Source organism: Psychrobacter sp. NG254, assembly GCF_015277735.1.
In the GTDB taxonomy this organism is placed as follows: domain Bacteria; phylum Pseudomonadota; class Gammaproteobacteria; order Pseudomonadales; family Moraxellaceae; genus Psychrobacter.
The window spans coordinates 62,910-89,872 of record NZ_JADHDA010000006.1; the positions used below are offsets into that span (position 1 = coordinate 62,910).

Sequence of the window (26,963 nt, forward strand, 5' to 3'; positions counted from 1 at the left end):
CGTCAACGACTGAGCAAATTATTAACGAGTATGGACGTAATCATGGCGGCACTGGCCGCAGTCACCCAAAGCCATCAGGCGTCGATTTTAGCCATGGCATTGCATTATATTTAGAAGACTTAAGTGTTTGGTTTGATTCATTTCGAGCACTCAACAATCTGTCGCTATATATTGAGGAAGGTGAGCTACGCTGTATTATTGGCCCCAATGGTGCTGGCAAAACCACATTAATGGATGTCATTACAGGAAAAACCCGCCCTACCGAAGGCAGCGTGTTCTTTGGTCAAACCCACAACCTTGCTAATTTATCCACTGAAGAAATCGCCGAAGCTGGCATCGGACGTAAATTTCAAAAACCTACTGTCTTTGAGAACTTTACGGTGATGGACAATCTGTTACTTGCTGCGCCGAAAGACAAGCGTGTGGTCAAAAGCTTATTCAACAAACTCAATGCCGATACTCGCGATACCCTCGACGCTACCCTACAGCAAATTCGCCTGACCGATAAAATCAACAAGCCAGCTGGTTTGCTCTCACATGGGCAAAAACAATGGTTAGAGATTGGCATGCTGTTAATGCAGAGTCCCAAGCTAATTTTGCTTGATGAGCCGGTAGCCGGTATGACCGATGCCGAAACTGAACATACCGCCGAGCTGTGTCTACGGCTCAAAAAAAACCATACTTTGGTCGTGGTCGAGCACGACATGACCTTTATTGATGCCATTAGTGAAAAAGTCACGGTATTGGCACAAGGAGCGATTTTGGCCGAAGGTACGTTAGCAGAAGTGCAAGCCAATGAAGCTGTGATTGAGTCCTATTTAGGTCGATAGCTGAAATAATAATATTGACAAACTGCTATCCCATTTAGAAATTAGGAAACGATTCGAATGTTAGGAGACAGCCATGTTACAAGTTAACGATATCAATCAATACTATGGTGGCAGCCATATTTTACGAGACGTCTCGCTCACAGCGCCCATCGGCGAATGCAGTGTGGTACTTGGTCGTAATGGCGTGGGGAAGACTACCCTACTTAAGTGCCTGATGGGCATATTACCGATTAAATCAGGGCAAATCCTGCTCAATGATAAAGACATCAGTAAGATGTCATCCGAGCAGCGGGTACGAGCAGGTTTGGCTTATGTACCACAAGGTCGTGATATCTTTTCGACACTGACGGTAGAAGAAAATATCTTGATTGGTATGGCTAAGTTTTCACGTAGTAAAGCAAAACGCGTACCCAAACATTTATACGATATTTTTCCCGTACTCGATGAGATGAAACATCGTCGTGGTGGTGATTTATCTGGTGGTCAGCAGCAGCAACTTGCCATTGCACGCGCCTTAGCCTCTGAGCCGACCGTGTTGATTTTAGATGAACCGACTGAAGGTATTCAGCCTTCTATCATCAAAGATATTGGCCGAGTTCTACGTGACTTGGCTGACAAAGGTGACATGGCCATTGTGCTGGTTGAGCAGTTCTATGAGTTTGCCGAAGAGCTGGCTGACAATTACACGGTGCTATCACGTGGCAAAGTAGTATCACAAGGCGCAGGCGATACGATGGTCGAAAACAAAGTACAAGATCTGGTCGCTATCTAGCTGCATTTACTTAACTGCTTTTATTTATAAGCACTTGGTAGTGACCGCTTAATATCACTAAAAATGGCATTTTTATCTCAAGCTGCTAGCTACCAAGACTGCATACCGTTACGAAACCTTTTCACGATTACAGCTATTTGTCCTGCTTCATTCAGCATCTTACCTGCTTCCTACCCTATGTATTCTGCACTGTATCGACCGTTCAACTTCTCGATGCTAACTTATTGGCATCATAGCAATTGTGTATGCTCGACGAATGAAATTTGCTATTATAGTCAGCACTTTATTACCAATATTATGATGCCCTTATGATGATTCATCCTCAGTACGATCCTGTAGCGTTAGCCATTGGGCCTGTTGAAGTCCATTGGTATGGGCTGATGTATTTGTTGGCATTCGCCGCCGCTTATGGCCTAGCTTGGTATCGCAGCACCAAACGTGATAACTGGACCACCGACATGGTGTCCGACTTGGTATTCTTTGGTGCGCTTGGCGTCATTTTAGGCGGCCGTGTTGGCTACGTCTTGTTTTATCAGTTCGGTGAATTGCTACAAAACCCTGCCTATCTTTTCAAAGTCTGGGAAGGCGGTATGTCGTTCCATGGCGGCTTGATCGGCGTCATGCTTGGCATGCTATATTTCGCTCGCAAGTATAAAAAGACACCATTCCAAGTACTAGATTTTGTCGTGCCATGTGTACCAACAGGTTTGTTGTTTGGCCGCATTGGTAACTACATTAATGGTGAGCTGTGGGGCCGTGTCTCTGACGGTGGTTATAATTGGTTGACGTACTTCCCGCAAGCAGCTGCTGCTGATATGCAACAATTACAGACCAATCCCGAACTTCAAGAGCTAATGACTGAAGTTAATGGTCAGTATCTGCTGCCTCGCCATCCTTCACAGTTGTATGAAGCGCTTGCTGAAGGTCTATTGCTATTCTTATTCTTATGGTGGTATTCATCAAAACCACGTCCTCGTATGGCAGCGACTGGTATTTTTATGTTGGGTTATGGCATTAGCCGTTTCATCATCGAGTTCTTCCGTCAGCCAGACGTCGACCAAGGATTTATTCTGTTAGGTTGGATGACCAAAGGGCAAATGCTAAGCGCCCCGATGATAATTATTGGCTTTATCCTATTAATCTATGCCTATAAACGCGGCATCTATGACTGGGGTAAGCAAGCTGCTTATTAAGCGCTATATCAAACAATACCGACGAGCATTTTTATGATTAACAGCAATAACGAGCAGGGCTATTTAGACTTGCTCAAACACGTTTTAACCACAGGTACTGAAAAAGGCGATCGTACTGGCACTGGTACGCTCAGCCACTTTGGCGCGCAGCTACGTTTTGACTTAGCGTCTGGCTTTCCGCTATTGACCACCAAAAAAGTCCATTTTAAATCCATCGCCTATGAGTTATTTTGGTTTTTAAGTGGTAGTACTCACGTCGATTATTTGCAAGCCAATGGCGTACGCATTTGGAATGAATGGGCTACTGCAAAGCAGACAGCGCGCTTTAATCGTCCTGCTGGTGATTTGGGCCCTGTCTATGGTCATCAATGGCGTAATTATGGCGCAACCAAAGATGAAGACGGCAATTACCATGCTGATGGTGTCGATCAAATCACCCAAGTCATCGAACAGATAAAGACCAATCCTAACTCACGCCGCTTAATCGTGTCTGGTTGGAACCCTGGCGAAGCAGATCAAGTTGCCTTACCGCCTTGTCATACCATGTTTCAATTCTTTGTCGCGGACAACAAACTGTCATGCCAGCTCTATCAGCGCTCAGCAGATTTATTCCTAGGTGTGCCATTTAACATTGCCAGCTATGCCCTACTTACCCATATGGTCGCGCAAATTTGTGGTCTAAAAGTAGGTGAATTCATCTGGACAGGTGGTGATTGCCACATTTATCAAAACCACCGTGAGCAAGTTGAGTTACAGTTGACGCGTTCGCTATATACACTGCCAATGTTGATGCTTAACCCTGATGTTAATGATATTTTTGCCTTCAATTACAAAGACATTAGCGTTGAGGGTTATGAGTCTCACCCTGCTATCAAAGCGAAAGTTGCCGTTTAAAATTTCTATAATTACACACTGAAGAGACAGTAAAAAGGATATCTTATGAGCTATGCCCATACCGAAGTTGCACAAATCGCTGCTATCAGTAGCAATCGCTGTATCGGCAAAAACAACGAGCTACCATGGCATATCTCGGCAGATTTGCAGCACTTTAAGAGCATGACGACCAAAGAAAAAGATAGCGGAATTCAAGGTATCGTGATTATGGGGCGTAAGACGTTTGAGTCGATGGGCAGCAAGCCATTGCCAAATCGTGTGAGCTTCATTGTCACGACACAGATGGATTATGCTGAACAAAAAGGCCTGGTCGGTAAGACCAATGCTTATGTCACGCATAACTTAGATGATGCACTCACACAAGCGGCCAGTCTGGCGCATGGCGCACATCTGGATACTATTTGGGTGATTGGTGGCGAGCGCGTCTTCAGCGATGCCTTAATGTATACCGACCGTATTGAGCTGACCCATGTAGACACCGACATTACCGATGGTGATGCCTTTTATCCTGAGTTACCAGCTCGCTATGTCGTCACAGATGAGTCTGAGAAAATGCATGATAAGAAGAGCGACTTAAGCTTTAAATTTACGACTTATAAAATAAATACTGCTGAATAGTAGACGCTTATTTATTAAAAAAGTGGGCTGTTTCAGGTAATTTTATTTACCCGAAACAGCCCACTTTTTATTGTGCTTATGTACAACGTTGTCTATAGCTAACTAGCCATATAAAGACCGATGGAAGCTAATATCTCAAAAGCTATTCATGCAATACTTTATACACCGTTTTTGCGAGTACTGGTCCGATTCCTTGCACGCCTGCCAGCTCCTGCTGCGAAGCGCCTAATAGCTGCTGCATACCACCAAAGTGATTGAGCAAATCGCGACGACGCTTTTCACCCAGTCCCGGTATGACTTCTAGCACCGACGACGAACGGCGCTTATCACGTTTTTTACGGTGCGCCGTAATCGCAAAACGATGCGCCTCATCACGGATATGCATCAGTAAATGCAGCGCTTTACTGTCCATCGGTAGATCCAATGGCTCATGGTCAATAAAGTGCAATACCTCAAGCCCAGCCTTGCGCCCCTCCCCTTTTGCCACACTGATAAGCAAAGTATCACCAAGAATACCCAACTCAGTTAATACTTCTTTGGCGATGCCAAGCTGACCTTTACCACCATCAATCAATAGTAAATCAGGTAATGGTTGCTTTTTATAACGCCGTGTCAGCACTTGTTTCATCGCCGCATAGTCATCACCGCCGACGATGTCATGGATAGCATACTGACGATAATCACGGCGACGCGAGCCACCTTGGTCAAACACCACACAACTACCAATGGTCGCCTCACCCATCGTATGCGAGATATCAAAGCACTCGATACGATCGATGGTGCGCTCAGTGACAGTCGCCAGTACTTCTTTTAACGCGCCAAAACGTGCATGCAGCTCCAAATAATCGCCCAACTTGGTTTTCAATGCATTACTGGTATTGAGCGTTGCCAAGTCTAGCCATTCTGAGCGATGCTCACGCACGCTTGTTTTGATGGCTACTTTATTACCAAAGTGTGTGGCCAACGCTTCACTGATTGCCAGCTGATCTGGCAACTCGTGACTCAAGATCATCTCTGCTGGCAGATCATCTGTCACTTGAAAATAAAATGAGGTAATAAAAGCGGATAAATTGTCAGCCAAAGGCTCACTACTATCCACATCAGGGAAATAGTTTTTACCACCCAAAACGCGCCCGCCACGCACAGTCAGCACATTCACACACGTCATGCCAGCCTGACTAGCAATTGCAATCACATCGGCCTCACCTTGTACGGTATAGACCGCTTGCTTGGCCTGTACTTCGCGCAGCATCGACAATTGGTCTCGGTAGAGTACTGCTTTTTCAAAGTCTAGCTCTTCAGCGGCGCTTTCCATCTTTTCAATCAGCGTACTATGAATGTCACCTGAGTCGCCTTTCAAAAATCGAATGGTATTACTGACATCCTCACTATATTCTTCTGGAGATACCAGACCCACGCAAGGCGCACGGCAACGTTTAATCTGGTACTCAAGGCAAGGGCGCTGACGCTGCTTAAAAAAGGTATTGGTACACTGGCGCATTTGAAACATTTTCTGCATCAGTACCAGTGTCTCTTTTGCGGCATGTGCAGAGGGAAATGGCCCAAAGAATCGACCTTTTTGATGATTGCCTTTGCCGCGCCCATATGCCAATCTCGGATAAGGCTTGTCGGCTGAGATAAACACATAAAGGTAAGACTTATCATCACGTAGTAGCACATTATAAGGCGGACGATATTCTTTAATCAGGTTCTGCTCAAGCAGTAGTGCTTCGGTCTCACTACGAGTGATAATGGTCTCAATATCATGAATTCGCGCCACCAATGCCCGCGTCTTTGGATGATCAATCGTCTTTGCAAAATAGCTATTGACGCGACTTTTAAGTGATTTAGCCTTACCAACGTATAAGATATCGCCATTTTTCCCCAGCATTTTATACACTCCCGGCAAATTAGGCAGGCGTTTGATCAGATGCTTAAGACGGGCTTTTTTATCATCGATAGGACTCGATTCTGAGACATTAACCATAGAATTCATTGCTCTTAAAAGTCTTATAATACTGCTAGTTATGGGGCGGTAGTCATTGTTTTACAAGCCAATTATTATCATAGCATCACCCATAAAAAAGCCAGCTTTCGCTGACTTAGTTTGTTCTATGATCGTTTATTCAGCAACATACTACTAATGACGGAAGTTAACCATCAAAGCTGGGATACCCGGCAGCATACCAACGATGGCCATCACACCAGTCAATACCACAAACATAATACCTGGTATGATCCAGCGGCTCATTTTAGTCAAATTGGCACTGCGTTCTTTCGAACCAATCAAGCCTAGATTATCCAGTAATAGCGTTAGTGACCAACCAAAGGCAGGATTCACCAATGCAGAGGCAAACACCACAATCGCAGCAGACTGTGTGGTTTTACCTTCTCGCGTCATCTCCATGCCCGCTTCAAGCAGCGGAATAAACACACCAACGATCAAGGCCACACACATCACTGGCTGCCAGATGGCCAAATCCATTGGATAGCCCCAAACCCCTGCGATAATACAAAACAGTGCTGTCAATAAGGCACCGGCAGGAATCGGGCGTTTGGCAATCGCTGCTGGAACAATGTACGTGCCCCACGATGACGCAAAGTTAGCACCGCCCAATACAGAGCCGACGACCTGACGAAACGATGCGCTAGTCATGGTGTCATCGATATCCATAAGCACTTTTTCAGTACGTTTGGGATAGCTGATTTTTTGGAATACCTGATGACCCAAGAAATCTGGTGACCACATAGCAACGGCCAAAATAGCAAACGGCAGTACCACAATGAAGCTCTCAACCGTCGGTAATCCTAGCATCCAACCGGTATTTTCGCCCCACCAATACATCGGGTTCATATTCGGCAAGCCTGGTGCAGTTTTGAACTCAAAGGGAGCACCCAATGCAAATGCAAGTCCGCCACCTAACAAACAGCTTAGCGGCACAGCCAGCCAGCGTTTTTGCCAGTGTTCAAGCAATGCATATAGCAGGATAGTGGCGAGAATGATAAAGAAAGCAATGTGCGACATGCCAATCCCTTCTGCCCAAGCAAAAAGGTTTTTGACCTGTGAGGTGGTTCCGATAAAGCCCAAGTAAATCAAGAGGCCACCGCACACACCTTTACTGGTCAAGTTCGCGAGCAGACTCCCTCCTTTACTAATCGCGAGGATTAGACCAAAAGCACCGATAAGCAAACCAAAGGCCATCGGATGCCCGCCAGCAGCGACCACAATAGGAATCAAAGGGATTAGTGGGCCATGAGTACCGGCAAGGTTGGCAGTCGGCAGTAGAAAGCCTGAGAATAAAATAATAAAGAAGGAGACGATCAATAGCTCATAGCGCACGTTTTCTAAAACAAATGCATCGCCTAAACCAAGTGGCCCTGCAAAGGTTGCTGCAATGGCCCCCACCATAACCACTTTACCAATGGTTGCGGCCATTGCTGGAATGGTGTCTTCGTATTCAAAACGATAATCATGAAACGGTAAATTAGGGCGCCAGCGTTTGGGCTGCATGATTTGTAATTCATGATTGAGATAATCATCACGGCTAGAAAAGCTCGCGCTGGGCTTATGCAAATCTGCATAGCTACCTTGTAATTCTTGTTCAGGATCAGATAGGTTGGATGGCGGCGGCGTAGACCCAGAAGAAGGGGTCTGAATATTACTCATCACATTTCCTTGTGTTTGTTAAGTCTTTGATGGATCAAATTTTGATTTGATCTTTTCTATTCTGTAAAAACCAAGACGGCCGTCACAAACTGCGAACTATTGTATGTCATGAGGTAGTGAAATGCGAATCTAAAACCATTTAAAGATACTGTGAGTATCGTTATAATATATAAATTAAAGTTTCTATTTGAGACGATTTTGAACTTAATAGAAAACCATAAGGAAAAAACTGCTCTAATATCGACTTTGAATTAGCGTAAATGACCTTTTTTTTAATAGTCATTGATATCTGGGTATTTTCTATCACATGGCTGAATAATGAAGATAGTTGTAATAAATAGCGAATGCTACTTTCCAATCATCATTAAAATGTTATTTCAGTTACGCTTTAAAGCTAGCGAGCTGAGTGGTTTTTAACTATGATAAATGTTTTTTATTCATTAACTTCAACAGTTTCTAGTCAAAGACTGTACTATCGATACCATTAGAAAATAAAGAAAAAGCAACAGGATAAGTTTATGAGCGTACTCCCTATCAACCTTGAGACCTTGAAACGTCGGGCCAAACAGAGCCTGATACCATTATTGACACCGCACTTGTTAAAACTACGGCTCAATACTTACGCACCATATATCGGTGCTGGCATCAAAATCGACCACATCAGTCTCGATCAAGGTTTGTGCGTGGTGAGCATGGGACTTAACACGCTCAACAAAAATATCGTTGGTACTCAATTTGGAGGGAGTCTGTATTCGATGGTTGACCCTTTTTACATGCTCATGTTGATGCATCAATTGGGAAGCAATTATGTGGTATGGGACAAAAGCTCACACATTGATTTTGTGGCGCCTGGAAATAGCAAAGTCATAGCGCGAATGAAAATACCTAGCGCTGAAGTGATTACTATTCAGGAGTTAGCAAAAGACGGTGAAGCCGTATTTCGCGAATATAAAGTCGATATCGTCGACGATCAACAGAAACTCATCGCTACCGTCACTAAGACGCTATATATTAGACTGCGTAAGTACAGTAAGTCCAAGGAGCAAGTTAACCGCATCGATACCTTTGATGCTCAATAAGCTTTAGCTTATAACTGGCACTATTAGAGCTGATAAAACTCAAATTATTAATGCTATACATACAAAAACCCCAATCCAGCATTCGCATAGATTGGGGTTTTGTCTTTTTTGGTATGGCCCGCTTATTTATATGATAAACCTATGAATAAGGGCTTGTATCTACTATTACCTTATCTTGAATCAACCCTAAAATGATACGATTGACTCAAGACGGCAAACTTGTACTTAGATACCAGGTGCAGTATCAACTGCATTAGGTACGCCAGCGTCAGTTTTCTTTGGAACAGCTGCACGCGGAGCAAGTTTTTCGCGGATACGTGCTGATTTACCAGAACGCTCACGTAAGTAGTATAGTTTCGCACGGCGAACAGCACCACGACGTTTCACTTCAATGCTATCGATGATTGGAGAATGCAACTGGAATGCACGCTCAACACCAACGCCACTTGAAATTTTACGTACGGTAAACGCTGAGTTTAGACCGCGGTTACGCTTAGCAATTACAACGCCTTCAAAAGCCTGTAAACGCTCACGCTCACCTTCACGTACTTTTACTTGAACTACAACGGTATCGCCGGGTGCAAAGCTTGGACGCTCAAGCAATTGAGCGTTTTCGATGACCTGAACCAATGGGTGCTTGTTGCTCATGAGAGTTATCTCCTCACATTAGATAATAGAGGCTTAACGCATATCACCTGTTTGTAATAATTAATCGTATCTCTTTATAGTGAGACACAACATAAATGGGTTATAACCAACGGCCACTATGTGATGACTCGTTTTATTATTGCTCAAAATTCTGTTTTTTAACTGTCTATCAAACTTGTTGATCAAAAATCAAATTTAATAATTTATTTTTTCTCTGCTTTTGCCAATGCCTTTAACCACTTCGCCTGCTCTACCGTCGGTGTGAACGCTTGCCACAAGTCTGGACGACGCGTTTGCGTACGACTGACTTGCTGACTAAAACGCCACTTGGCGATATTGGCATGGTGACCTGAGAGTAATACGTCAGGAACCGCCATACCTGCAAACTCATGGGGCTTAGTATAGTGTGGGCAGTCAAGCAAGCCATCGACAAACGAGTCTTGCTCCGCTGACTTGTCATCACCCATAATATCAGGCAGACGACGTATCACACTATCCATCAGCACCATTGCTGGTAATTCGCCACCAGTCAATACATAATCACCCAGCGACACTTCCCTATCGACATACTGTGACAGTAAACGCTCATCGATACCTTCATAACGACCGCACAATAAAATCATGCCATCGTAATGGGTCATATCGACCACGCCACTCTCATTAAGCGTCTGTCCTTGTGGTGACATATATATCACCGGACAGTGCTCGCTGTCGACACGGCAGCCGTGCTGACTGGCCCTTAGGCGCGCATCCTCGATGGCTTTCGATAATGGCTCAGCCATCATCACCATGCCCGGACCACCACCATAAGGGCGCTCATCAATACGGCGATAGTTATCAGTGGTGTAATCACGTGGATTAATGCATTCAATCGTAACTTGTGCCTGAGTGACTGCCCGCCCCGTGATTCCAAACTCACGGATGGTGGCAAACATTTCAGGGAAAATACTAATTACGGCAAAATACATCTGATGTCTACTTGCATTGTGGCTAAAACAATCGGTATGACTACCAATAACACTTGGCAAAAAAGCCAGATATTATATTAATAATCACTTTGCCATGTAACCAGCACTGTTTTTTCGGCCATATTGACCTCTACAACAGTTTGCTTGTGCCATGGAATCAGGCGCTCTTCATTATCTAAACTGTCTGAATTTGCCGCTACACGCATGATAGCGTGAGCACCAGTTTCAAACATTTCAGTGATATTGCCTAAATATTCACCCTGCTCGTTCATCACGCGCAGACTGATTAAATCCGACCAATAATATTCGTCTTCAGCTGTTTCAGGCAGAATGTTTTGCTCGACCCAAACGGTAACACCGTTCATGGTCTCAGCAACATTACGATCAGGAACCTGCTCAAACTGAGCCACAATTCCTGTTCCTTGCTCACGCCATGCCTTTACAGTCAAAGGTTTCATGCCAGTGGCAGTTTTCATCCACCACGGCTTCATATCGAATATCGCTGTGCGATCATCCGTTTCACTGAATACCCAAAGCCAACCTTTGATGCCGTAAGGCTTTTTGAGCTGACCAATTTTCATAAGGGCACTAGCGTTTGGAACAGATGACATAGCAGCTAACCTAACAATGATTAAAACAGCAATTGCAAAAACAATTGTGTCAAAAGCGATAAACAGTTAATGGCGCACCCTGGTCAGACCAGTTACGCTATGTATTCTAAAGTCTACTGAGTGAGATCATAGTTAGACTATAAACGTCTCAGTAATAACCTAAACTTAAGCAGTTGCTTCAGTTTGAGCTACAGACTTGTTGTAAGTTTTTGCTAATGAAGCAACGCGATCTGAAGGTTGTGCACCTTTAGCGATCCACGCATTGTACGCTTCCATGTTCAAACGTACTGCTTCTTCAGACTCTTTAGCGAGTGGGTTAAAAAAGCCGATGTTTTCAATGTAGCGACCGTCACGCGCGCGGCGTTGATCAGCAACAACTACTTGATAAAATGGGCGTTTCTTGGCACCGCCCCGTGCTAAACGAATAACAACCATGTGAATTCTCTCTTTCGCAGGTATACCAAAAAGGGCATAATTATATCACAGTCTTTATTTGTTGAAAACATAAACTGTGCATATTTAATTATTTATTAACAATAGCTTAAATGTCGGGCTATGTAAAACAACATTATTAATAATCGTTCATTATTCCACTTATAGAGCGACTCATCAGCACATAGAATTGCCAAGATATGGTTGGATTTTTGCCAAGCTGTGTCGACGCAGTTGATAGTAGCTCAATATTCCCCGTCTTGCTTTACTTGCCCTACTACGATTCATCTTACTGTTGTCACCATTCTCAAAATGAGGACTCGCTTTAGATTATGCTATTCTATGATGTGCCAATCTCGCATTCTATCCTCACTATTTATTTTGCTTTGGTACGACTGCTGGCGCAGTAACCTGCATGAAACAACAGCACTCTTAACTTGATGGATTCATATGACCACTTTAAACCCGAAACCACGTCGTAAAAACTGGCTACCGCGCTCCTACTCCAACACGTGGCTCACCACATTGATGGTCGTTTTTATCGTCTTTATCAGTGTGAGTTTGTCGATTCTATTTTTTTGGCGCAGTCTCTATTTGCCGGAGCTTAAGAACCATGCACGTTATTTGACCAGTGAGCTACAACTGATCAATAGCGTCAATAAAGACTGGCAAGGACGTCCTGATGTGCGTCAATGGATTTATCAACATTCTCATGTGGTAGTGGTTAATAACCCAAGTGAGTTTCCTGAAGTTGCAGACAAAGCCTTTGTGAGTGTCTTTACGGATGTATTACAGACCCAGATTACCGCACAGCTTGGTCGACCTGTAGAAGTGTATTTCAAATTCAAACCGACACCGCAGTTATGGGTTCAAGACAGCCGCGATAAAAGTTTTTGGATTCGAGAGCCCGTGGTTTACTACTCACAATACAGCCCCACATTGTTGATATTGTTTTTAATTGGTCTGCCTATCTTATCGCTACTGACTATTGTCTTACTGGCGCGACAGTTAAACCGTCCATTGCGATATTTGCAGCGCGCAGCGACCAACTATATTCGTCTGGGTCATGCCACAACATTACCCACCCAAAAAGGCCCGACTGAAATACGTCAAGTTAACATGGCTTTTAATCGGTTATTTACGACGCTCAATCAAGCACAAAAAGAGCGCACTATCATGCTTGCCGGTATTTCGCATGACTTGCGGACACCGCTAACTCGTATGCGCTTGACTGCTGAGATGCTGCCAGATGATTTTTTCCGTGAAGGGCTGATTTATGATGTTGAAGACATGGATGCGATTTTAGAGCAGTTCATCTCATTTATGAAAGATGGCTCAGATGAGCCCGTAAGCCTAACCAATTTGGACACGATATTTAATGAAATCATAGTGCAGTTTGCACCAATGCAGTTTGTGTACGAGTCAGAATGTCGCAAAGTTGTACCAGTACGCCCACTGTCTATCAAGCGTCTGGTCATTAATCTAATAAATAATGCCAATCGTTATGGCAAACCACCCATTTATTTGTCCGCTACCGTCATACCAACGTTTCCAGAGACAGTTAAAGAGGAAGATAGTGACGTGGTCAGTGAGTGTGCTGCAAATAGCGAAGCACAGGAACAGCTGGTCATTTGTGTGCGTGATTGTGGTGACGGCGTGGCAGAGGATCAATTGGAGCGTATCATGCAACCGTTTGAGCGCGGAGAGACTGCACGTACCACTCAAGGTAGCGGACTGGGTCTAGCGATTGTCGACCGTATTGCACGGTTACATCATGGTACGGTTGAAGCCGTTAACCACCCTGAGGGCGGACTACAAGTATGCGTCCGTATCCCTCTATTGTCTAAAGTAGCTGGTGATGAAACGGCGGCGGCGGACACAGACGAGACGACCGGAATAAGCTCTGTAGCCATAGACTCTGTAGCACCTGACACAGATAAGTGATCAGGCGGCTAATAAAAAGACTAATAAGACTAGGGCGTGTCTTCAATTCACTCGATAGTCATCTCAATGGGCTAAAAATGGCTAAATCTTGCCAAACATCGTCAAATAGCTGGTTAATATCCCGATATTATCTGCGCTATTTTCCTTGTTTGTCGGCAATTTATCTCATTTTTATCACCATTTTTAAATTGAAGACACACCCTAGAATTTATAAATATTTTGGATAGCAAACTCAGTATCTATATCATTTAACAATACACTAGTCTCTAGTACCAATAATAGGCGGAAGATACTCAGCACTATTGGTAAACACCAATGGCTGAGTGATTTCTTGCTGGGCTGCCCTCACTGTTTGGGTCGTTGAAGGCTGCTGCAGAAATAGATAGTATCCTAGCGTAACCGCATTTAACAGTACCAAACTGCCAAATAAGTATGGCATCCTTTATTCTCCTATCCTTCAAATCCATCTAAAAATTAGTGAGTGCGACCGATACAGCCTGTTATTTGGTATCGAAATCACGCTCGCTTTTTTCTTGCGTCAATTCATCCGCAGCAAGAATCTGAGTCAACGGCTTAATCGGCCATGTCATCACGAATCTGGCACCGCCAAGTGTTCGGCTTTCATCTACTTTCATACTACCATTAAACCAAAAAGCAATACGCGATACAATGGACAGTCCCAAACCGTAGCCACCTGAGGCACGTGTACGGCTATCATCTAAGCGCGAAAATGGTATAAAGACTTTTTCGCGATCAGCTTCAGGGATACCATGACCATCATCTTCAACGCTGACAAAGGCATTGCCTTTTTTGATACCAGCACTAATGATAATCGTCGTTTCAGCATAGCGTAATGCATTACCCGCAAGGTTTTGGATCACTCGATGTAAATAGCGACGGTCAGCAACTGCCGTTACTTTTGCATTGGGTAAATTGGCCACAATTTTAATGGGCTTGCCAAGCGCATTGGTCTCACGCTCGATTTGCTCCAATAACTCTTTAAGATTGACTGGCTCTAAATCCAGTTTTGGTGAGCCTTCTTCGAGCTTGGCGTAGGTCAACATCTCGTCGATCAACCCATTAAGCGATTCAATATCTTCATCAATATAATCGCGTTGCATGAAGCGTGAGTCTTCATCATCTGTGTCTGCGAGCATATCAACGGCAAATCGAATACGGGCGACGGGTGTACGAAGCTCATGTGATACAGCACGTGTCAACTCTCGCTGCGACTCAATCAAACGCTTAATGTGTGACGTCATTGCATTAAAAGTCGCAGACAACCGCGCGATCTCGTCTTGTCCGATTACCTGTACTTGAATATCAAGATTGCCTTTACTCACCTCACTGACACCGACCTGAATCAGCTGAAGCTTACGCTCTAGCGGGAAAATCAGTGCATATACGCCTAGGCTGATCAAAAACATACTGATCAAAATCATACTAACAATTAAGTTCAGTGGAAACCAATTGAACAAGGGCACAGGACCAATCAAAATCGCCATATCATTGATCTCTGATGGCACGACAATTCTGATGGCCGAGTTACTCGTACTACTGTTGGTATCTTGCAATGAGATAACCACTTCGTCGCGGCGCAGGCGCGATAACTGATCTGAATCCAAATCCAATGTATTGACCGCTTTAAACTCTAAAGGAAAAGAGAATTTCTTTTCCAGCTCAGACAAACGTGCTCGCTTATCGGACAATGTCATATGATAAGACAAATCATCTAGCAAAAATACGGCAATCGCGCGCACTTGCTGCTCAGTAACTTGCGATATCCTAGCTGTTAATACATTTTTTTTGTCTGGTAAGCGGTAATACACATCGGCATATACCGGTTGGCTGGTATAACGCACAACCGTATTGTCGTTTTTAAATCGTCGCAACTCGCTGGCATTAAACTCTACGTCATCGATAGGCACGACTTTAAAAGTCGCCCCAAACAGACTACTAGCATCAGATAACCAATACGCTTTTTGCTCTTCATTTTCTTGATGAGAGATACCTTCGCTCACCAAATGAAATGCCCCCATTGCCATATTTTCCCGGTAAGACTGTACCCGCTCTTTATTGATCGTATCCATCAACAGTTGAGCAAATAGTGCCACACACAAACAGACGATAAGCAGTCCGGCGTAAATACGGACAAAGATACTGTGTTTTAAAGAAGAGACTAATGACATACGTGCCGTGACCAACTTAATAAATAATAACGACTGATATCATGGGCATATGGGTGATGCGCTATCAATGATATCGAGCATTGTTGAATAAAGACAAACCCTGATTCATACGTTTTATCTGTTGTGCCATCATCATTTGATGATTCAGACAAATCACAATATGTATAATCAGGCCATAATAATGAGTTAATTAAACCACATAACGCCTTAATTAAGTTCAAAAATTAAAATATACCCACAAAAAAACCAGCAATAATGCTGGTTTTTCTTAAATAGCGATTAGTAATCACTCATTATACAGACAAGGCCGTTTTAGTTGCCTTCCTTCACAAATAGATAACCTTTACTACGTACGGTTTTGATACGTTTTGGATTTTCTGGATCATCACCGATTTTTGGACGAATACGCGAAATACGTACGTCAATTGAGCGATCTTGACCATCATATTCAATACCGCGTAGACGCTCAAAAATATCTTCACGAGAGAGGATACGACCTGCATTCGAAGCAAGCAGCCATAGCAAATCGTATTCAGCACTGGTGAAATCAACCAGTTCATCACCCAAATTTACTGAACGACCACCGTTATCAATCACCAACTCACCAAACTCTAAACGCTGTGGCACATCTTCTGATGGTGCATTCTCTGAACGACGCAATAGAGCACGGATACGAGCAAGTAGTACGCGTGGCTGAGCAGGTTTGGCGACATAGTCATCAGCACCCATCTCAAGACCGAGTACCTGATCCATGTCTTCAGTACGAGCAGTCAACATCAGGATAGGATTCTGATAGTGCGGGCGAACCTCACGGCAAACTGTCAAACCATCACTACCAGGAAGCATCACATCAAGCACAACCAAATCTGGTTGTTCATTGACGATGCGACGAATAGCGCGATTACCATCAGTTTCAATTGCCACTTCTAGACCATTTTTGACCAAGTAATCTTGGGTCAACATAGCCAGGCGCTCATCATCTTCAACAATCAAGATTCGGGGGGTGTTGTCTTCTTCATTCGTTGTCATTGTTATATCCTCTAATACATCTAATTTAAAAGCAGTAAAAGTAAGAGCGGTAAAATTAATAGCACCATAAAGTGGCACAATTGATGTTCGTATAGCTGTTACAAACTTGGTAGCATAGTATACTATTAAACCGTTAGCTTCCTATACTATAGCTGATAACCAGTAACAAAACCTATAAACTACCTCGATTAAAACTTTAGTTTACGTCCAAAAATCATGTCATTTGACGTCACGATAACCAGCTGACTTTTTTCTTTCACGACTTAATATACAAATACCTATAAATCACTCAAATAAATGATTAAAGTGCTGTTATCGTACTTACATAACTGTCTAATATAGGTGGTACGTCATGTCTAATATAACCATATATTATTATGGTTACCAGTGACTTTTGATAAATACTATCGCACTGGTTGACTCATAGATAACAGATGACAAACCCTTAAAAAATTGCTGGTATCATATGTTATCCACCGATTACTTCTGACTATAGTCAAGTCTATATAAATCCGCTACATCGTCATCCTCGCTTAAAGTATTACATGTACATCTGTACTCGGCTGCCTAGACTCTCTTTTAAACTGAATCAACTATATCTTCTTATAGCATCTATTGAAATAAAGCAAAACATAGGCAAAAAAAAACAGCCCATAGTGGGCTGTTTTTTTGATGACTTATAGCAAAGACTACTGATAGCAGACTATACGCGGTTTTTGTACTTACGGATAGTTTGCAGTTGTGCTACTGACTCAGCAAGTGAGGCCAAAGCTGCATTGGTTTGCAAAGTATCAGACTGGTTAACCAGCATCTGCTCCGCTTTTCTACGCGCTTCAACGATTTTGCTTTCGTCCAAGTTATGTGCACGCATTGCTGTATCAGCCAATACGGTAACCATCTTAGGCTGTACTTCTAGCACGCCACCTGAGACATAAATCACTTCTTCTTCACCGTCTGGCGTTTGCACTCGCATCGCACCCGGTTTTAACAAAGTAATAAGCGGTGTGTGACCTGGCAATACACCAATCTCGCCTTCGGTACCCGTCGCTATTAACATGCTAATTTCGCCTGAATACAACTCTTCACGAGCACTTACGACGCGACATTGTAACGTTGCCATACTTAACTCCTCACGATCAAAACACAATCAAAACTGCGATGCGTTACTTAGTGACAAACAGCCTTATTATAGGCTATTTGCCCTTTAGCAAATACTAATACAACTTACGCTGCAGTAGATTTCATTTTCTCTGCTTTAGCAACAACTTCATCGATGCCACCAGCCATGTAGAACGCTTGCTCTGGTAGATCATCGTATTCGCCAGCGATGATTGCTTTAAAGCTAGCAATGGTATCGCGTAGTGGTACGTATTTACCAGGTGCACCAGTAAAGACTTCAGCTACGTGGAATGGCTGTGATAAGAAGCGCTGAATCTTACGCGAACGATAAACAACCAGTTTATCTTCTTCTGATAACTCATCCATACCCAAGATAGCGATGATGTCTTTCAACTCACGATAGCGCTGCAAGATTTCTTGCACGCCACGAGCAACGTTATAATGCTCTTCGCCGATAACTAGTGGATCTAGCTGGCGTGACGTTGAATCTAGTGGATCAACCGCAGGATAGATACCTTGTGAGGCAATATCACGGCTCAATACAACAGTTGCATCCAAGTGAGCAAACGTTGTTGCTGGTGATGGATCCGTTAAATCATCCGCAGGTACATAAACAGCTTGAACTGAAGTAATAGAACCTGACTGAGTTGACGTAATACGCTCTTGTAGCATACCCATCTCTTCAGCAAGTGTTGGCTGATAACCAACCGCTGATGGCATACGACCAAGCAATGCCGATACTTCAGTACCGGCTAGTGTATAGCGGTAGATGTTATCAACAAACAGCAATACGTCACGACCTTTGCCAGTAGCAGGATCTTTGGTATCACGGAAATATTCAGCCATGGTCAAACCAGACAGTGCAACACGCAAACGGTTACCCGGTGGCTCATTCATCTGACCGTATACCATCGCAACTTTAGATTTGCTAAAGTCTTCAGTGTTTACAACGCCAGCTTCTTGCATTTCGTGATAGAAATCGTTACCTTCACGCGTACGCTCACCAACACCAGCAAATACTGACAAACCTTCATGTTTTAGAGCGATGTTATTGATCAGCTCCATCATGTTAACGGTTTTACCAACACCAGCACCACCAAACAGACCAACTTTACCACCTTTTGCAAACGGGCAAAGTAGATCGATAACTTTAATACCAGTTTCTAACAGCTCAGTGCTGTTTGACTGATCCGCGTAGCTTGGCGCTTCACGGTGGATAGACCATTTTTCGTCAGCTTCTACAGGACCTTCTTCATCGATAGGACGACCAAGAACATCCATGATGCGACCTAGTGTGCCGATACCAACAGGCACAGCAATTGGTGCACCAGTATTCGTAACAGGTAGGTTACGCTTTAGGCCTTCGGTTGAACCCATGGCAATAGTACGTACGATGCCATCACCTAGCTGTTGCTGTACTTCTAGGGTGGTTTCAGTACCGTCTACTTGCAAAGCATCATAAATCTGAGGAACTTCGTTACGGTTGAACTCAACGTCAAGAACCGCGCCAATAATCTGTACAATACGACCGCTACTCATTGCGTTCTCCTTGAACTTCTATATATAGGTGTAGTCAATTATGAAACAGCAGCAGCACCGCCAACGATTTCCGAGATTTCTCGAGTAATCGCCGCTTGACGCAGCTTGTTATAAACCAACTGTAAATCGTTAATAAGGTCACCGGCATTATCTGTAGCGGCTTTCATCGCAACCATACGTGAAGACTGCTCAGAGGCAATGTTTTCCATTACCGCTTGATAAACAATCGACTCGATATAACGACCAAGCAACTCATCAATCAATGTTTTGATATCAGGCTCGTAGATATAATCCCAGCTAAGTTCTGTCTGTATGCCACTGTCTTCATCATCAAATGATCCCTCTGGTAGAGGAACCAACTGAGTGACGGTTGGCTTCTGAGTCATGGCATTGACAAATCGGTTGTATACCACATAGATACGGTCAATATTACCGTTACTATAATCTTCAAGCATGGCTTGAACAGGGGCATTCAACTGCTCGAATGTCGGTTTGTCGCCATAATCCGTCACAGCCGATGTGACTTTACCGCCAAAGTTTTTGAAGAAACTGACGCCTTTGGCACCAATAACTGCAAACTCGGCTTGTACAGACTGATCTTGATACTCTTGAATACTTTTAGATAGGGCTTTGAATAGGTTAATATTCAAACCACCCGCTAGGCCACGGTCAGAGGTAATGACGATATAGCCAACCTTATTGACTGGACGCGATACCATATACGGATGCTTGTAGTCTGATGAAGCATGCACCAAATGTGAAATAACCCGGCGCATACTATCAGCATACGGGCGACCCACTTCCATGCGCTCTTGGGCACGGCGCATTTTACTTGCCGCTACCATCTGCATTGCACGAGTGATTTTCTGGGTGCTTTTAATACTGGTGACTTTGGCACGTATCTCTTTTAAGCTTGCCATAATGATTCCAATATAAGAGGGTTAAAAAGCATTGGCGCATGCGACAATCAGTGAATATAAACATCAATCTAGTAGAATAACATTTTATATCTTTCGCATGACGCGATCTAATACCGGTAATGGTTAAAATAGTGACGCTTTGTTTTGGCAAAATCTGTTCAGACAACGCGCCACTTTATTGGCTATCAATAGCAGCCATAACCACTACGGCTTAACCCGTTAAATTAATAACTGTGATTTTGTTTAAAGGTCTCAAGAGCTGACTTTAAACGACCTGCGATATCATCATTATAGTTCGCAGTGTCATCGATCTCACGCATCAATTCACTTTGCTCATCATGCATATAGCGCAAGTATGCTTCTTCAAAAGAACCGATTTTTTCGACAGGAACGTCAGACAAAAACCCTTCGTTTGATGCATAGATAACAGCGGCTTGCTCAGAGATTGACATCGGCTGATACTGCTTCTGCTTCATCAATTCAGTTACGCGCTCACCATGATCAAGCTGTTCGCGAGTCGCGTCATCAAGATCTGATGCAAACTGAGCAAATGCTGCCAGTTCACGGTACTGAGCTAGCGCAGTACGAATACCACCAGACAATTTCTTAATGATCTTAGTCTGAGCTGCGCCGCCCACACGAGATACCGAGATACCAGCGTTTACTGCTGGACGGATACCTGAGTTGAATAGGCTAGATTCTAAGAAAATCTGACCATCAGTGATTGAAATCACGTTGGTCGGTACGAATGCAGAAACGTCACCAGCTTGGGTTTCAATAATTGGCAGTGCAGTTAGAGAACCTGTTTTGCCAACCACTTCACCATTAGTGAACTTTTCTACATAAGCCGCGTTTACGCGTGATGCACGCTCAAGTAAACGTGAATGTAAATAGAATACATCACCAGGATATGCTTCACGACCTGGCGGACGACGTAGCAATAGTGAGATTTGACGATAAGCAACAGCCTGTTTTGATAAGTCATCAAATACAATCAATGCATCTTCGCCGCGGTCACGGAAGTATTCGCCCATCGTACAACCTGAGTACGGTGCGATGTATTGTAGTGCTGCTGGCTCTGACGCTGATGCAACCACAACCGTGGTATATTCTAGGGCACCAGTTTGCTCAAGCTTACGTACAACGTTAGCAATGGTCGAGCGTTTCTGACCGATAGCCACGTATACACACTTAATGCCAGAGGCTTTCTGTGCGATGATCGCATCGATAGCCATCGCTGTTTTACCAGTCTGACGGTCACCAATGATAAGCTCACGCTGACCACGACCAATTGGAATCATAGTATCAACGGCTTTGTAACCCGTCATTACTGGCTGATCAACTGACTGACGATCAATAACGCCTGGCGCAATTTTTTCGACTTTATCAGTCATTTTGGCATTGATAGGACCTTTGCCATCAATAGGGTTACCCAAGGCGTCAACAACACGGCCTAGCAGCTCAGGACCTACTGGTACTTCAAGGATACGACCAGTACAATAGGCTTTTTGGCCTTCTTGCAGCTTTAGGTAATCACCAAGTACTACCGCGCCAACAGAATCGCGCTCTAAGTTTAGAGCCATTCCGTAGACTTCGCCTTCAAACTCAATCATTTCGCCGTACATGGCATCTTCAAGACCATGAATCTGCACGATACCGTCAGATACTTTGACAATCGTGCCTTCATTCTTTGCAGTTGCACCCGCATCAAGGTCTTGAATACGCTGCTTAATCAGGTTACTGATTTCCGCTGGATTCAATTGTTGCATTGCCTTGTTTCCTTTAATTTATGATAACTCGCCTACTGACTTAAATGCTCTTACTATCACGCAGACTTTATATGACTGCGTTGATGAATGGCATTAGGCAGTTAGCTGTGTTTTTAACTGTTGTAACTTGCCGCGCATCGAATCATCAATAACTTTGTCACCGACTTTGATTGTCGCGCCTGCCAATAGACTTGGATCAACTGATTCGTGAATCACCACACTGGCATTAAGCGAGGCGGCGAGACGTGTTTTAATCATTTGACGTTGGTCATCCGTTAATGGATAAGCAGAAGTCACATATGCGTCAAGCTGCTTTAAGCTTATTGCCTTGTGACGGCGATAATGCTCATAAACTTCAGGAAGCAGCGCCAGACGCTCTTGTTCTGATAACTGTTTAACGAAGTTACTAAGTGCTACTGATACTTTTGGATAGCTGGTGTTGCTGTCAAGATTTACCTCTTGAGCCCCACCTAATAACTGCTTAAAAGCAGAATCATTAGCGCTAGCTACTTGCGTATCATAAAGATCGACCAAAGCAGCTGACTTATGCTCAGCAGAAACAGCTGGATTGTCTAACCAAGTACTGAACGACTTGTCATTGACAACAGTGCTAGCAACAAGCAGGAAGTTCTCCCACTCGGTTACTGCGCCGTTTTCGTTGGCATAGTCAAACGCGGCTTTAGCGTACGGTCGTGCTAAGGTTGATAAGTCAGCCATGATATCCTCACAATTACAGCTTCGCCGCCAGTTGATCTAGCATACTGGCATGTTTTTGCACATCGACTTCGTCTTGCAAAATCTTCTCTGCACCAAGTACAGCCAGTTCAGCAACTTGGGCGCGCAATGATTCACGTGCTTGGTTGATCTCTTGGTCGATAGACGCTTGCGCTTGTTGACGAATGCGTTCACCTTCCGCTTGGGCTTGTGATTTTGCATCTTCGACGAGCTGATTGGCACTTTTATTCGCTTGCTCGATTAGAGCGGCAGCCTTGGTCTTTGCAAGATCAAGTTCCTGCTGTACATTTTGCTCCGCGGTCGCCAAATCTGCTTTTGCTTTTTCTGCTGCATTTAAGCCTTCAGCGATTTTACGCTGACGCTCATTGATGGCACCGATAAGTGGTGGCCACACGAATTTCATGCAAAAAATCACAAATATTGCAAAAGCAATGGCTTGACCGACGAGGGTAAAATTGATATTCACGTGATCACCTCTTTGTTAATGAAAAATCAGTTTCATTGATCATGTTTGGTAGTCAAATTTTGACTATATTTGATAGAGAATCTCCGAATACCAAACATTTAGAACTGAGCTTTCGGATTAACCTGCTAGAGGGTTAGCGAACAACAATAGCATAGCAATACCAACACCGATCATCGGAATAGCATCAAGAAGACCTGCTACGATGAACATACGAGTTTGCAATTGCGAACCAAGCTCTGGTTGACGTGCAACACCTTCTAAGAACTTGCCACCTAGAATAGCAAAACCAATACCTGTGCCAAGTGCGCCAAGACCGATAAGTAGCGCTACTGCGATAACTGTGTAACCACCTAATACTGGATCCATTGATGTATCCTCATTTACCTATTGAATGTCTAATTAATGTTCAGTTGATGATGCAAGCGACATATAAACTATCGTCAGCATCATGAATACGAACGCTTGAAGTGTAATAACTAAGATGTGGAAGATAGCCCACGGTACCGATAACGCCCATTGAATCCAAAACGGCATTAGAGCAATCAGTATGAAAATCAATTCCCCAGCATACATGTTACCAAATAGACGTAGGCCAAGTGATACAGGCTTCGCTATTAGAGTAACTGCTTCTAAAACAAAATTGATGGGGATTAAAATCGCTTGTACGATTGGGTTTTTGGCACCAAATGGATGAAGGGTTAGTTCACCAATAAAGCCACCCAAACCTTTTTCTTTAATGCTATAAAAGATAATCAACGCAAAGACAGAGAAAGACATGCCAAGCGTGATATTGGGATCAGTGGTTGGAACAATCTTAAAGAAAACATGATGCGGATCGTGACCCATGGCAGCGCCAACTTGGCCAGCAATTCCTGGAATAAAGTCGACGGGTATCAAATCCATCAAGTTCATCAGGAAAATCCAAACAAAAATGGTTAACGCCAATGGTGCAATCAGCTTTGATGTACCACTGTACGAATCACGAACGTTGTTATCAACAAACTCAACGATCATCTCAACCGCTGCCTGCAATTTGCCTGGCACACCTGAAGTGACTTTTTTTGCAACCATCCAAAAGATGGTACAAAATAAAATACCCAGACCAACTGACCATAGCATAGAGTCAAGATGAATGGCTTTAAAGCCCATCAATCCTGCTTCTTCAGCATTATAGGCGACTTTCCAGCCTTCGCCCGGCAAATAGCCGTACGTCCAATTCGTTAAGTGGTGAGAGATATATTCTGATGATGTTTGCTCGGATGCCATAATGTAAGCTTCTTATTAATCAACGATTTAATCAACTACCAAAAATATGGTTGTCATCTGATGAGGTTTGATCTATTCAATGGCCTCCCTTTTAGGTCAGCAATCAAACAGTGTCAAAACACTCATGTAACCAACAACATCCAACCCATAGTTCTATTACTAATATGCAAGAATTGATAGCTTAAGATAAATTTTAGCTATCAAAAAAGGGCTTATGATAATTCAGTAATAGCCCTTGCATTTTTATACGCAAAATTATTATATATGTGTCTGCTTATTTGCCATTTCTTGATGGCAAGCACTCAATGTGGTGCCCATAAGCAAAATATTTAGCTGCCTATACTAATGCAGCGTTGTATTCGTGTAAAGTCAATTGTGTTTTTTTTATCCATTGTATGAATAAGTTAACTGCTCAGTAACATTGCAACATCAGGATGTCTAACTCTGCACATACCATTAGGTGAAGACAAATTCATTGTCTATGATATAGGCGGCTAGATCTGCCATGCCCTATCACCAGATTAGTATATGCTGAACATCAAAGCTCATTAAGCAATCTTTATAGTCACTATTACTGTTTTTAGACAGTTATTGTACTTCGACTTTTCGAATCAGTCATAGAGAAGTTGGACGGCAGGGTGACTTGCCAGTGCTATTAACAAAATATCTAACCAATCATATAGCGATTTTTATTAACACTAGCGTATATGCCACAACATCCAACTGTGACTAATTTGCATTACCATAAAACCGATAAATAGCGCAGGCGCAGATAGGGGTTGTACGGTAATAAAAATTAGTGCGAAACCAAACACGGTCAATAGCCATTTTGCCATTTGACCTCGATAAAGCTGGCTAACGATATGTTGGCGCGCGCGATATCCAGTATACCAAAAGATAAAAAAGGCAAACACTGCTTGAGTAACAAAACTCAGTAGCGCACCAATGGCGGCGCTTTTCGCAGTAACAAGCTCACCACTAAGCCAAATATTATCAACGATCCAAGCAATAATAATAAGGATAAATAATATCCATGCTTGACGCTTTATATAAATGGCGATTTTATCTTTTTGCGTGCGTTTGGCAGGCTTGGTCATCGGTATTCCTATAGCCTTGCAGCATTGGGATAATATAACATACTTAAGATGCTTTTATCCGTAAATGACTTTTTACTCTACAGGTATTACCTTTTAACCAAAATAAAACGCCACTTATTATAAGTAGACCGCGGATATTAAGCAAGTAAAATATGCCTTTTATCAGTCACCTAAAGCGTCTGACTAGGATTATTGTGTCACTTGGTCTTTCATACACCCTTAAGACAAAGCAATAATCTGATGATGAATAATCCTAGAAGCGTGGCGATTGGATCAGCGACTTATGAGATACATTGAGATATTTGTTGAGCCATCATGCGCCAGCCATCGACGAAGTCTTTACTGGCACTCATGTCTTCGACTTGAACCGTTGTCTCAAGTGGTTGCAACTTGGCAAGCAGTCCTTTAGAGGCAACGCTCTGATTGATCATACACATTCGTGTAGAAGGACGATGCTCATTCAACCACCGTAACTGACTGGCTTTTGGCGAGATATGATGGTCTGGACTCAGACTGCCTGCCAATGTGATATTCGTTGCTTTTTCAATATACTGGTAAGCATCATGATAGGCCCAATAAGGACGATTTTTTTGTGCCGCTTGCTTTTGGATGTCAGCAACTTCTTTATCCATACGTGCTGCAAACTTTTTGACATTGGCTTGATAAGTGCTTGTATACTCCGGATTGGCGTGGCTATGAATGACCGCCAATGCACGGGTAATGGCTTTGGCGTTTTCAGGATCTAACCAAATATGTGGATCAAGAGTGCCTGCAATTGCTGCACCTTTCACATCACGAAGTGGATAGCGGTTAAAGGCCTTAAAATCAAACAGGGAGATAGCATTAGGTGCCGTCTCTAAACTACCCGCTAGGCTGTTTTCTAATAAAGGTCCAAACCAAACAACAAATTTACTGTCTTTAATGGCCTTCATATCGCTTGGGCTGATGCTACCATGATGTCCTACATCACCTGCTTGCAGAATTCTATTGGCTGAGGGCGTCCCCTCAGTGACAGCCTCACTGAGTAAAAACATTGGGTAATTGCTCACACTCACAGTTGCGGCTTGAGCGTTTAGCGTCAAAACCCCTAGCACAGCGCTAGCAATAAGTAGGCGTTTTAGTTTCATAACTGGACATAGTAAATGATTAAAAGCTGAGTTCATAGTTGGTATCTTTGC

At 43.4% G+C, this 26,963-nt stretch carries 26 protein-coding genes; 7 read left to right on the forward strand and 19 right to left on the reverse strand.

All coding sequences use genetic code 11. The features are described from left to right. Positions 1-17 precede the first annotated feature (17 nt). The 5 genes from urtD (at position 18) to IP510_RS11545 (ending at position 4,307) form a co-directional block, all read left to right on the forward strand. On the forward strand, positions 18-830 hold the full coding sequence (urtD, locus tag IP510_RS11525; RefSeq protein ID WP_413786490.1) for an urea ABC transporter ATP-binding protein UrtD: 813 nt from the start codon (positions 18-20) through the stop codon (positions 828-830). 73 nt (positions 831-903) lie between these two features. Next, positions 904-1,602 (forward strand): urea ABC transporter ATP-binding subunit UrtE, encoded by a 699-nt coding sequence (gene urtE, locus IP510_RS11530; protein WP_194364999.1) that lies wholly within the window; start codon positions 904-906, stop codon positions 1,600-1,602. A gap of 308 nt (positions 1,603-1,910) precedes the next feature. Continuing rightward, the gene (gene lgt, locus IP510_RS11535) at positions 1,911-2,795 is read left to right on the forward strand and encodes a prolipoprotein diacylglyceryl transferase (RefSeq protein ID WP_194365000.1); all 885 of its coding nucleotides are present in this window, start codon (positions 1,911-1,913) and stop codon (positions 2,793-2,795) included. A 33-nt stretch (positions 2,796-2,828) separates the two neighbouring features. Continuing rightward, positions 2,829-3,689 carry a thymidylate synthase gene (locus tag IP510_RS11540; RefSeq protein ID WP_194365001.1) on the forward strand — a complete coding sequence of 287 codons (861 nt, stop codon included), beginning with the start codon at positions 2,829-2,831 and terminating at the stop codon, positions 3,687-3,689. 45 nt (positions 3,690-3,734) lie between these two features. After that, entirely contained in the window at positions 3,735-4,307 is a 573-nt protein-coding gene (locus IP510_RS11545; RefSeq protein WP_194365002.1) for a dihydrofolate reductase, read from the forward strand. Between the two features lie 142 nt (positions 4,308-4,449). On the opposite strand, the gene uvrC is transcribed toward IP510_RS11545, so the two are convergent. Next, positions 4,450-6,294, reverse strand: a complete 1,845-nt coding sequence (uvrC, locus tag IP510_RS11550) for an excinuclease ABC subunit UvrC (RefSeq protein ID WP_194365003.1) — start codon at positions 6,292-6,294, stop codon at positions 4,450-4,452. Between the two features lie 153 nt (positions 6,295-6,447). Beyond that, complete coding sequence (locus IP510_RS11555) at positions 6,448-7,974, reverse strand: DUF3360 family protein (protein ID WP_194365004.1); 1,527 nt, start codon at positions 7,972-7,974, stop codon at positions 6,448-6,450. Between the two features lie 518 nt (positions 7,975-8,492). On the opposite strand from IP510_RS11555, the gene IP510_RS11560 reads away from it, so the two are divergent. After that, positions 8,493-9,053 (forward strand): DUF4442 domain-containing protein, encoded by a 561-nt coding sequence (locus tag IP510_RS11560; protein WP_194365005.1) that lies wholly within the window; start codon positions 8,493-8,495, stop codon positions 9,051-9,053. 225 nt (positions 9,054-9,278) lie between these two features. Here IP510_RS11560 and rplS read toward each other — a convergent pair whose 3' ends face one another. The 4 genes from rplS to rpsP form a co-directional block, all read right to left on the reverse strand. Then, positions 9,279-9,701: a 50S ribosomal protein L19 gene (gene rplS / locus IP510_RS11565; RefSeq protein WP_194365006.1), complete on the reverse strand. Its 423-nt coding sequence runs from the start codon at positions 9,699-9,701 to the stop codon at positions 9,279-9,281. 203 nt (positions 9,702-9,904) lie between these two features. Next, entirely contained in the window at positions 9,905-10,669 is a 765-nt protein-coding gene (gene trmD, locus IP510_RS11570) for a tRNA (guanosine(37)-N1)-methyltransferase TrmD (RefSeq protein ID WP_194365007.1), read from the reverse strand. A 77-nt stretch (positions 10,670-10,746) separates the two neighbouring features. Then, positions 10,747-11,280, reverse strand: a complete 534-nt coding sequence (gene rimM, locus IP510_RS11575) for a ribosome maturation factor RimM (RefSeq protein WP_194365008.1) — start codon at positions 11,278-11,280, stop codon at positions 10,747-10,749. A gap of 165 nt (positions 11,281-11,445) precedes the next feature. Further along, positions 11,446-11,715 (reverse strand): 30S ribosomal protein S16, encoded by a 270-nt coding sequence (rpsP, locus tag IP510_RS11580; RefSeq protein WP_194365009.1) that lies wholly within the window; start codon positions 11,713-11,715, stop codon positions 11,446-11,448. Positions 11,716-12,162: 447 nt separating this feature from the next. Between rpsP and IP510_RS11585 the strand changes: the two genes are divergently transcribed. After that, a complete protein-coding gene (locus IP510_RS11585) occupies positions 12,163-13,656 on the forward strand; it encodes an ATP-binding protein (RefSeq protein ID WP_194365010.1) in 1,494 nt (497 codons plus the stop codon). A 259-nt stretch (positions 13,657-13,915) separates the two neighbouring features. Here the strand turns inward: IP510_RS11585 and IP510_RS11590 are convergent, their stop codons facing one another. From IP510_RS11590 to IP510_RS11650, 13 genes are all read right to left on the reverse strand, one after another. Further along, positions 13,916-14,095, reverse strand: coding sequence for a hypothetical protein (locus IP510_RS11590; RefSeq protein ID WP_194365011.1), 180 nt, complete (start codon positions 14,093-14,095; stop codon positions 13,916-13,918). A gap of 61 nt (positions 14,096-14,156) precedes the next feature. Continuing rightward, positions 14,157-15,845, reverse strand: a complete 1,689-nt coding sequence (locus IP510_RS11595) for an ATP-binding protein (protein WP_194365012.1) — start codon at positions 15,843-15,845, stop codon at positions 14,157-14,159. A 312-nt stretch (positions 15,846-16,157) separates the two neighbouring features. After that, positions 16,158-16,874 (reverse strand): response regulator, encoded by a 717-nt coding sequence (locus tag IP510_RS11600; RefSeq protein WP_021812806.1) that lies wholly within the window; start codon positions 16,872-16,874, stop codon positions 16,158-16,160. 703 nt (positions 16,875-17,577) lie between these two features. Further along, positions 17,578-17,994, reverse strand: coding sequence for a F0F1 ATP synthase subunit epsilon (locus IP510_RS11605; RefSeq protein ID WP_194365013.1), 417 nt, complete (start codon positions 17,992-17,994; stop codon positions 17,578-17,580). 104 nt (positions 17,995-18,098) lie between these two features. Further along, complete coding sequence (gene atpD / locus IP510_RS11610; protein WP_194365014.1) at positions 18,099-19,532, reverse strand: F0F1 ATP synthase subunit beta; 1,434 nt, start codon at positions 19,530-19,532, stop codon at positions 18,099-18,101. A 38-nt stretch (positions 19,533-19,570) separates the two neighbouring features. Next, a complete protein-coding gene (gene atpG, locus IP510_RS11615; protein ID WP_194365015.1) occupies positions 19,571-20,452 on the reverse strand; it encodes a F0F1 ATP synthase subunit gamma in 882 nt (293 codons plus the stop codon). Positions 20,453-20,676: 224 nt separating this feature from the next. Further along, a complete protein-coding gene (gene atpA / locus IP510_RS11620) occupies positions 20,677-22,221 on the reverse strand; it encodes a F0F1 ATP synthase subunit alpha (protein WP_194365016.1) in 1,545 nt (514 codons plus the stop codon). A 93-nt stretch (positions 22,222-22,314) separates the two neighbouring features. Next, the gene (locus IP510_RS11625) at positions 22,315-22,938 is read right to left on the reverse strand and encodes a F0F1 ATP synthase subunit delta (RefSeq protein ID WP_194365017.1); all 624 of its coding nucleotides are present in this window, start codon (positions 22,936-22,938) and stop codon (positions 22,315-22,317) included. A gap of 13 nt (positions 22,939-22,951) precedes the next feature. Then, positions 22,952-23,422: a F0F1 ATP synthase subunit B gene (locus IP510_RS11630; protein WP_194365018.1), complete on the reverse strand. Its 471-nt coding sequence runs from the start codon at positions 23,420-23,422 to the stop codon at positions 22,952-22,954. A gap of 117 nt (positions 23,423-23,539) precedes the next feature. Beyond that, on the reverse strand, positions 23,540-23,788 hold the full coding sequence (atpE, locus tag IP510_RS11635) for a F0F1 ATP synthase subunit C (protein ID WP_010197960.1): 249 nt from the start codon (positions 23,786-23,788) through the stop codon (positions 23,540-23,542). Between the two features lie 33 nt (positions 23,789-23,821). After that, complete coding sequence (gene atpB, locus IP510_RS11640; protein WP_194365019.1) at positions 23,822-24,688, reverse strand: F0F1 ATP synthase subunit A; 867 nt, start codon at positions 24,686-24,688, stop codon at positions 23,822-23,824. A 698-nt stretch (positions 24,689-25,386) separates the two neighbouring features. Continuing rightward, positions 25,387-25,785: an ATP synthase subunit I gene (locus IP510_RS11645; protein WP_194365020.1), complete on the reverse strand. Its 399-nt coding sequence runs from the start codon at positions 25,783-25,785 to the stop codon at positions 25,387-25,389. Between the two features lie 281 nt (positions 25,786-26,066). Then, the gene (locus tag IP510_RS11650) at positions 26,067-26,912 is read right to left on the reverse strand and encodes a metal ABC transporter solute-binding protein, Zn/Mn family (protein ID WP_227669711.1); all 846 of its coding nucleotides are present in this window, start codon (positions 26,910-26,912) and stop codon (positions 26,067-26,069) included. Positions 26,913-26,963 lie beyond the last annotated feature (51 nt).

Coding starts and splice junctions, on each gene's coding strand:
- atpE (WP_010197960.1), bottom strand. CDS start 23,788: ATGGATCCAGTATTAGGTGGTTACACAGTTATCGCAGTAGCGCTACTT.
- IP510_RS11590 (WP_194365011.1), bottom strand. CDS start 14,095: ATGCCATACTTATTTGGCAGTTTGGTACTGTTAAATGCGGTTACGCTA.
- lgt (WP_194365000.1), top strand. CDS start 1,911: ATGATGATTCATCCTCAGTACGATCCTGTAGCGTTAGCCATTGGGCCT.
- rplS (WP_194365006.1), bottom strand. CDS start 9,701: ATGAGCAACAAGCACCCATTGGTTCAGGTCATCGAAAACGCTCAATTG.
- atpG (WP_194365015.1), bottom strand. CDS start 20,452: ATGGCAAGCTTAAAAGAGATACGTGCCAAAGTCACCAGTATTAAAAGC.
- IP510_RS11540 (WP_194365001.1), top strand. CDS start 2,829: ATGATTAACAGCAATAACGAGCAGGGCTATTTAGACTTGCTCAAACAC.
- IP510_RS11645 (WP_194365020.1), bottom strand. CDS start 25,785: ATGACCAAGCCTGCCAAACGCACGCAAAAAGATAAAATCGCCATTTAT.
- IP510_RS11560 (WP_194365005.1), top strand. CDS start 8,493: ATGAGCGTACTCCCTATCAACCTTGAGACCTTGAAACGTCGGGCCAAA.
- trmD (WP_194365007.1), bottom strand. CDS start 10,669: ATGTATTTTGCCGTAATTAGTATTTTCCCTGAAATGTTTGCCACCATC.
- IP510_RS11605 (WP_194365013.1), bottom strand. CDS start 17,994: ATGGCAACGTTACAATGTCGCGTCGTAAGTGCTCGTGAAGAGTTGTAT.
- IP510_RS11585 (WP_194365010.1), top strand. CDS start 12,163: ATGACCACTTTAAACCCGAAACCACGTCGTAAAAACTGGCTACCGCGC.
- rimM (WP_194365008.1), bottom strand. CDS start 11,280: ATGTCATCTGTTCCAAACGCTAGTGCCCTTATGAAAATTGGTCAGCTC.
- IP510_RS11555 (WP_194365004.1), bottom strand. CDS start 7,974: ATGAGTAATATTCAGACCCCTTCTTCTGGGTCTACGCCGCCGCCATCC.
- rpsP (WP_194365009.1), bottom strand. CDS start 11,715: ATGGTTGTTATTCGTTTAGCACGGGGCGGTGCCAAGAAACGCCCATTT.
- atpB (WP_194365019.1), bottom strand. CDS start 24,688: ATGGCATCCGAGCAAACATCATCAGAATATATCTCTCACCACTTAACG.
- atpD (WP_194365014.1), bottom strand. CDS start 19,532: ATGAGTAGCGGTCGTATTGTACAGATTATTGGCGCGGTTCTTGACGTT.
- IP510_RS11650 (WP_227669711.1), bottom strand. CDS start 26,912: ATGAAACTAAAACGCCTACTTATTGCTAGCGCTGTGCTAGGGGTTTTG.
- urtE (WP_194364999.1), top strand. CDS start 904: ATGTTACAAGTTAACGATATCAATCAATACTATGGTGGCAGCCATATT.
- IP510_RS11600 (WP_021812806.1), bottom strand. CDS start 16,874: ATGACAACGAATGAAGAAGACAACACCCCCCGAATCTTGATTGTTGAA.
- atpA (WP_194365016.1), bottom strand. CDS start 22,221: ATGCAACAATTGAATCCAGCGGAAATCAGTAACCTGATTAAGCAGCGT.
- IP510_RS11545 (WP_194365002.1), top strand. CDS start 3,735: ATGAGCTATGCCCATACCGAAGTTGCACAAATCGCTGCTATCAGTAGC.
- uvrC (WP_194365003.1), bottom strand. CDS start 6,294: ATGGTTAATGTCTCAGAATCGAGTCCTATCGATGATAAAAAAGCCCGT.
- IP510_RS11595 (WP_194365012.1), bottom strand. CDS start 15,845: ATGTCATTAGTCTCTTCTTTAAAACACAGTATCTTTGTCCGTATTTAC.
- IP510_RS11625 (WP_194365017.1), bottom strand. CDS start 22,938: ATGGCTGACTTATCAACCTTAGCACGACCGTACGCTAAAGCCGCGTTT.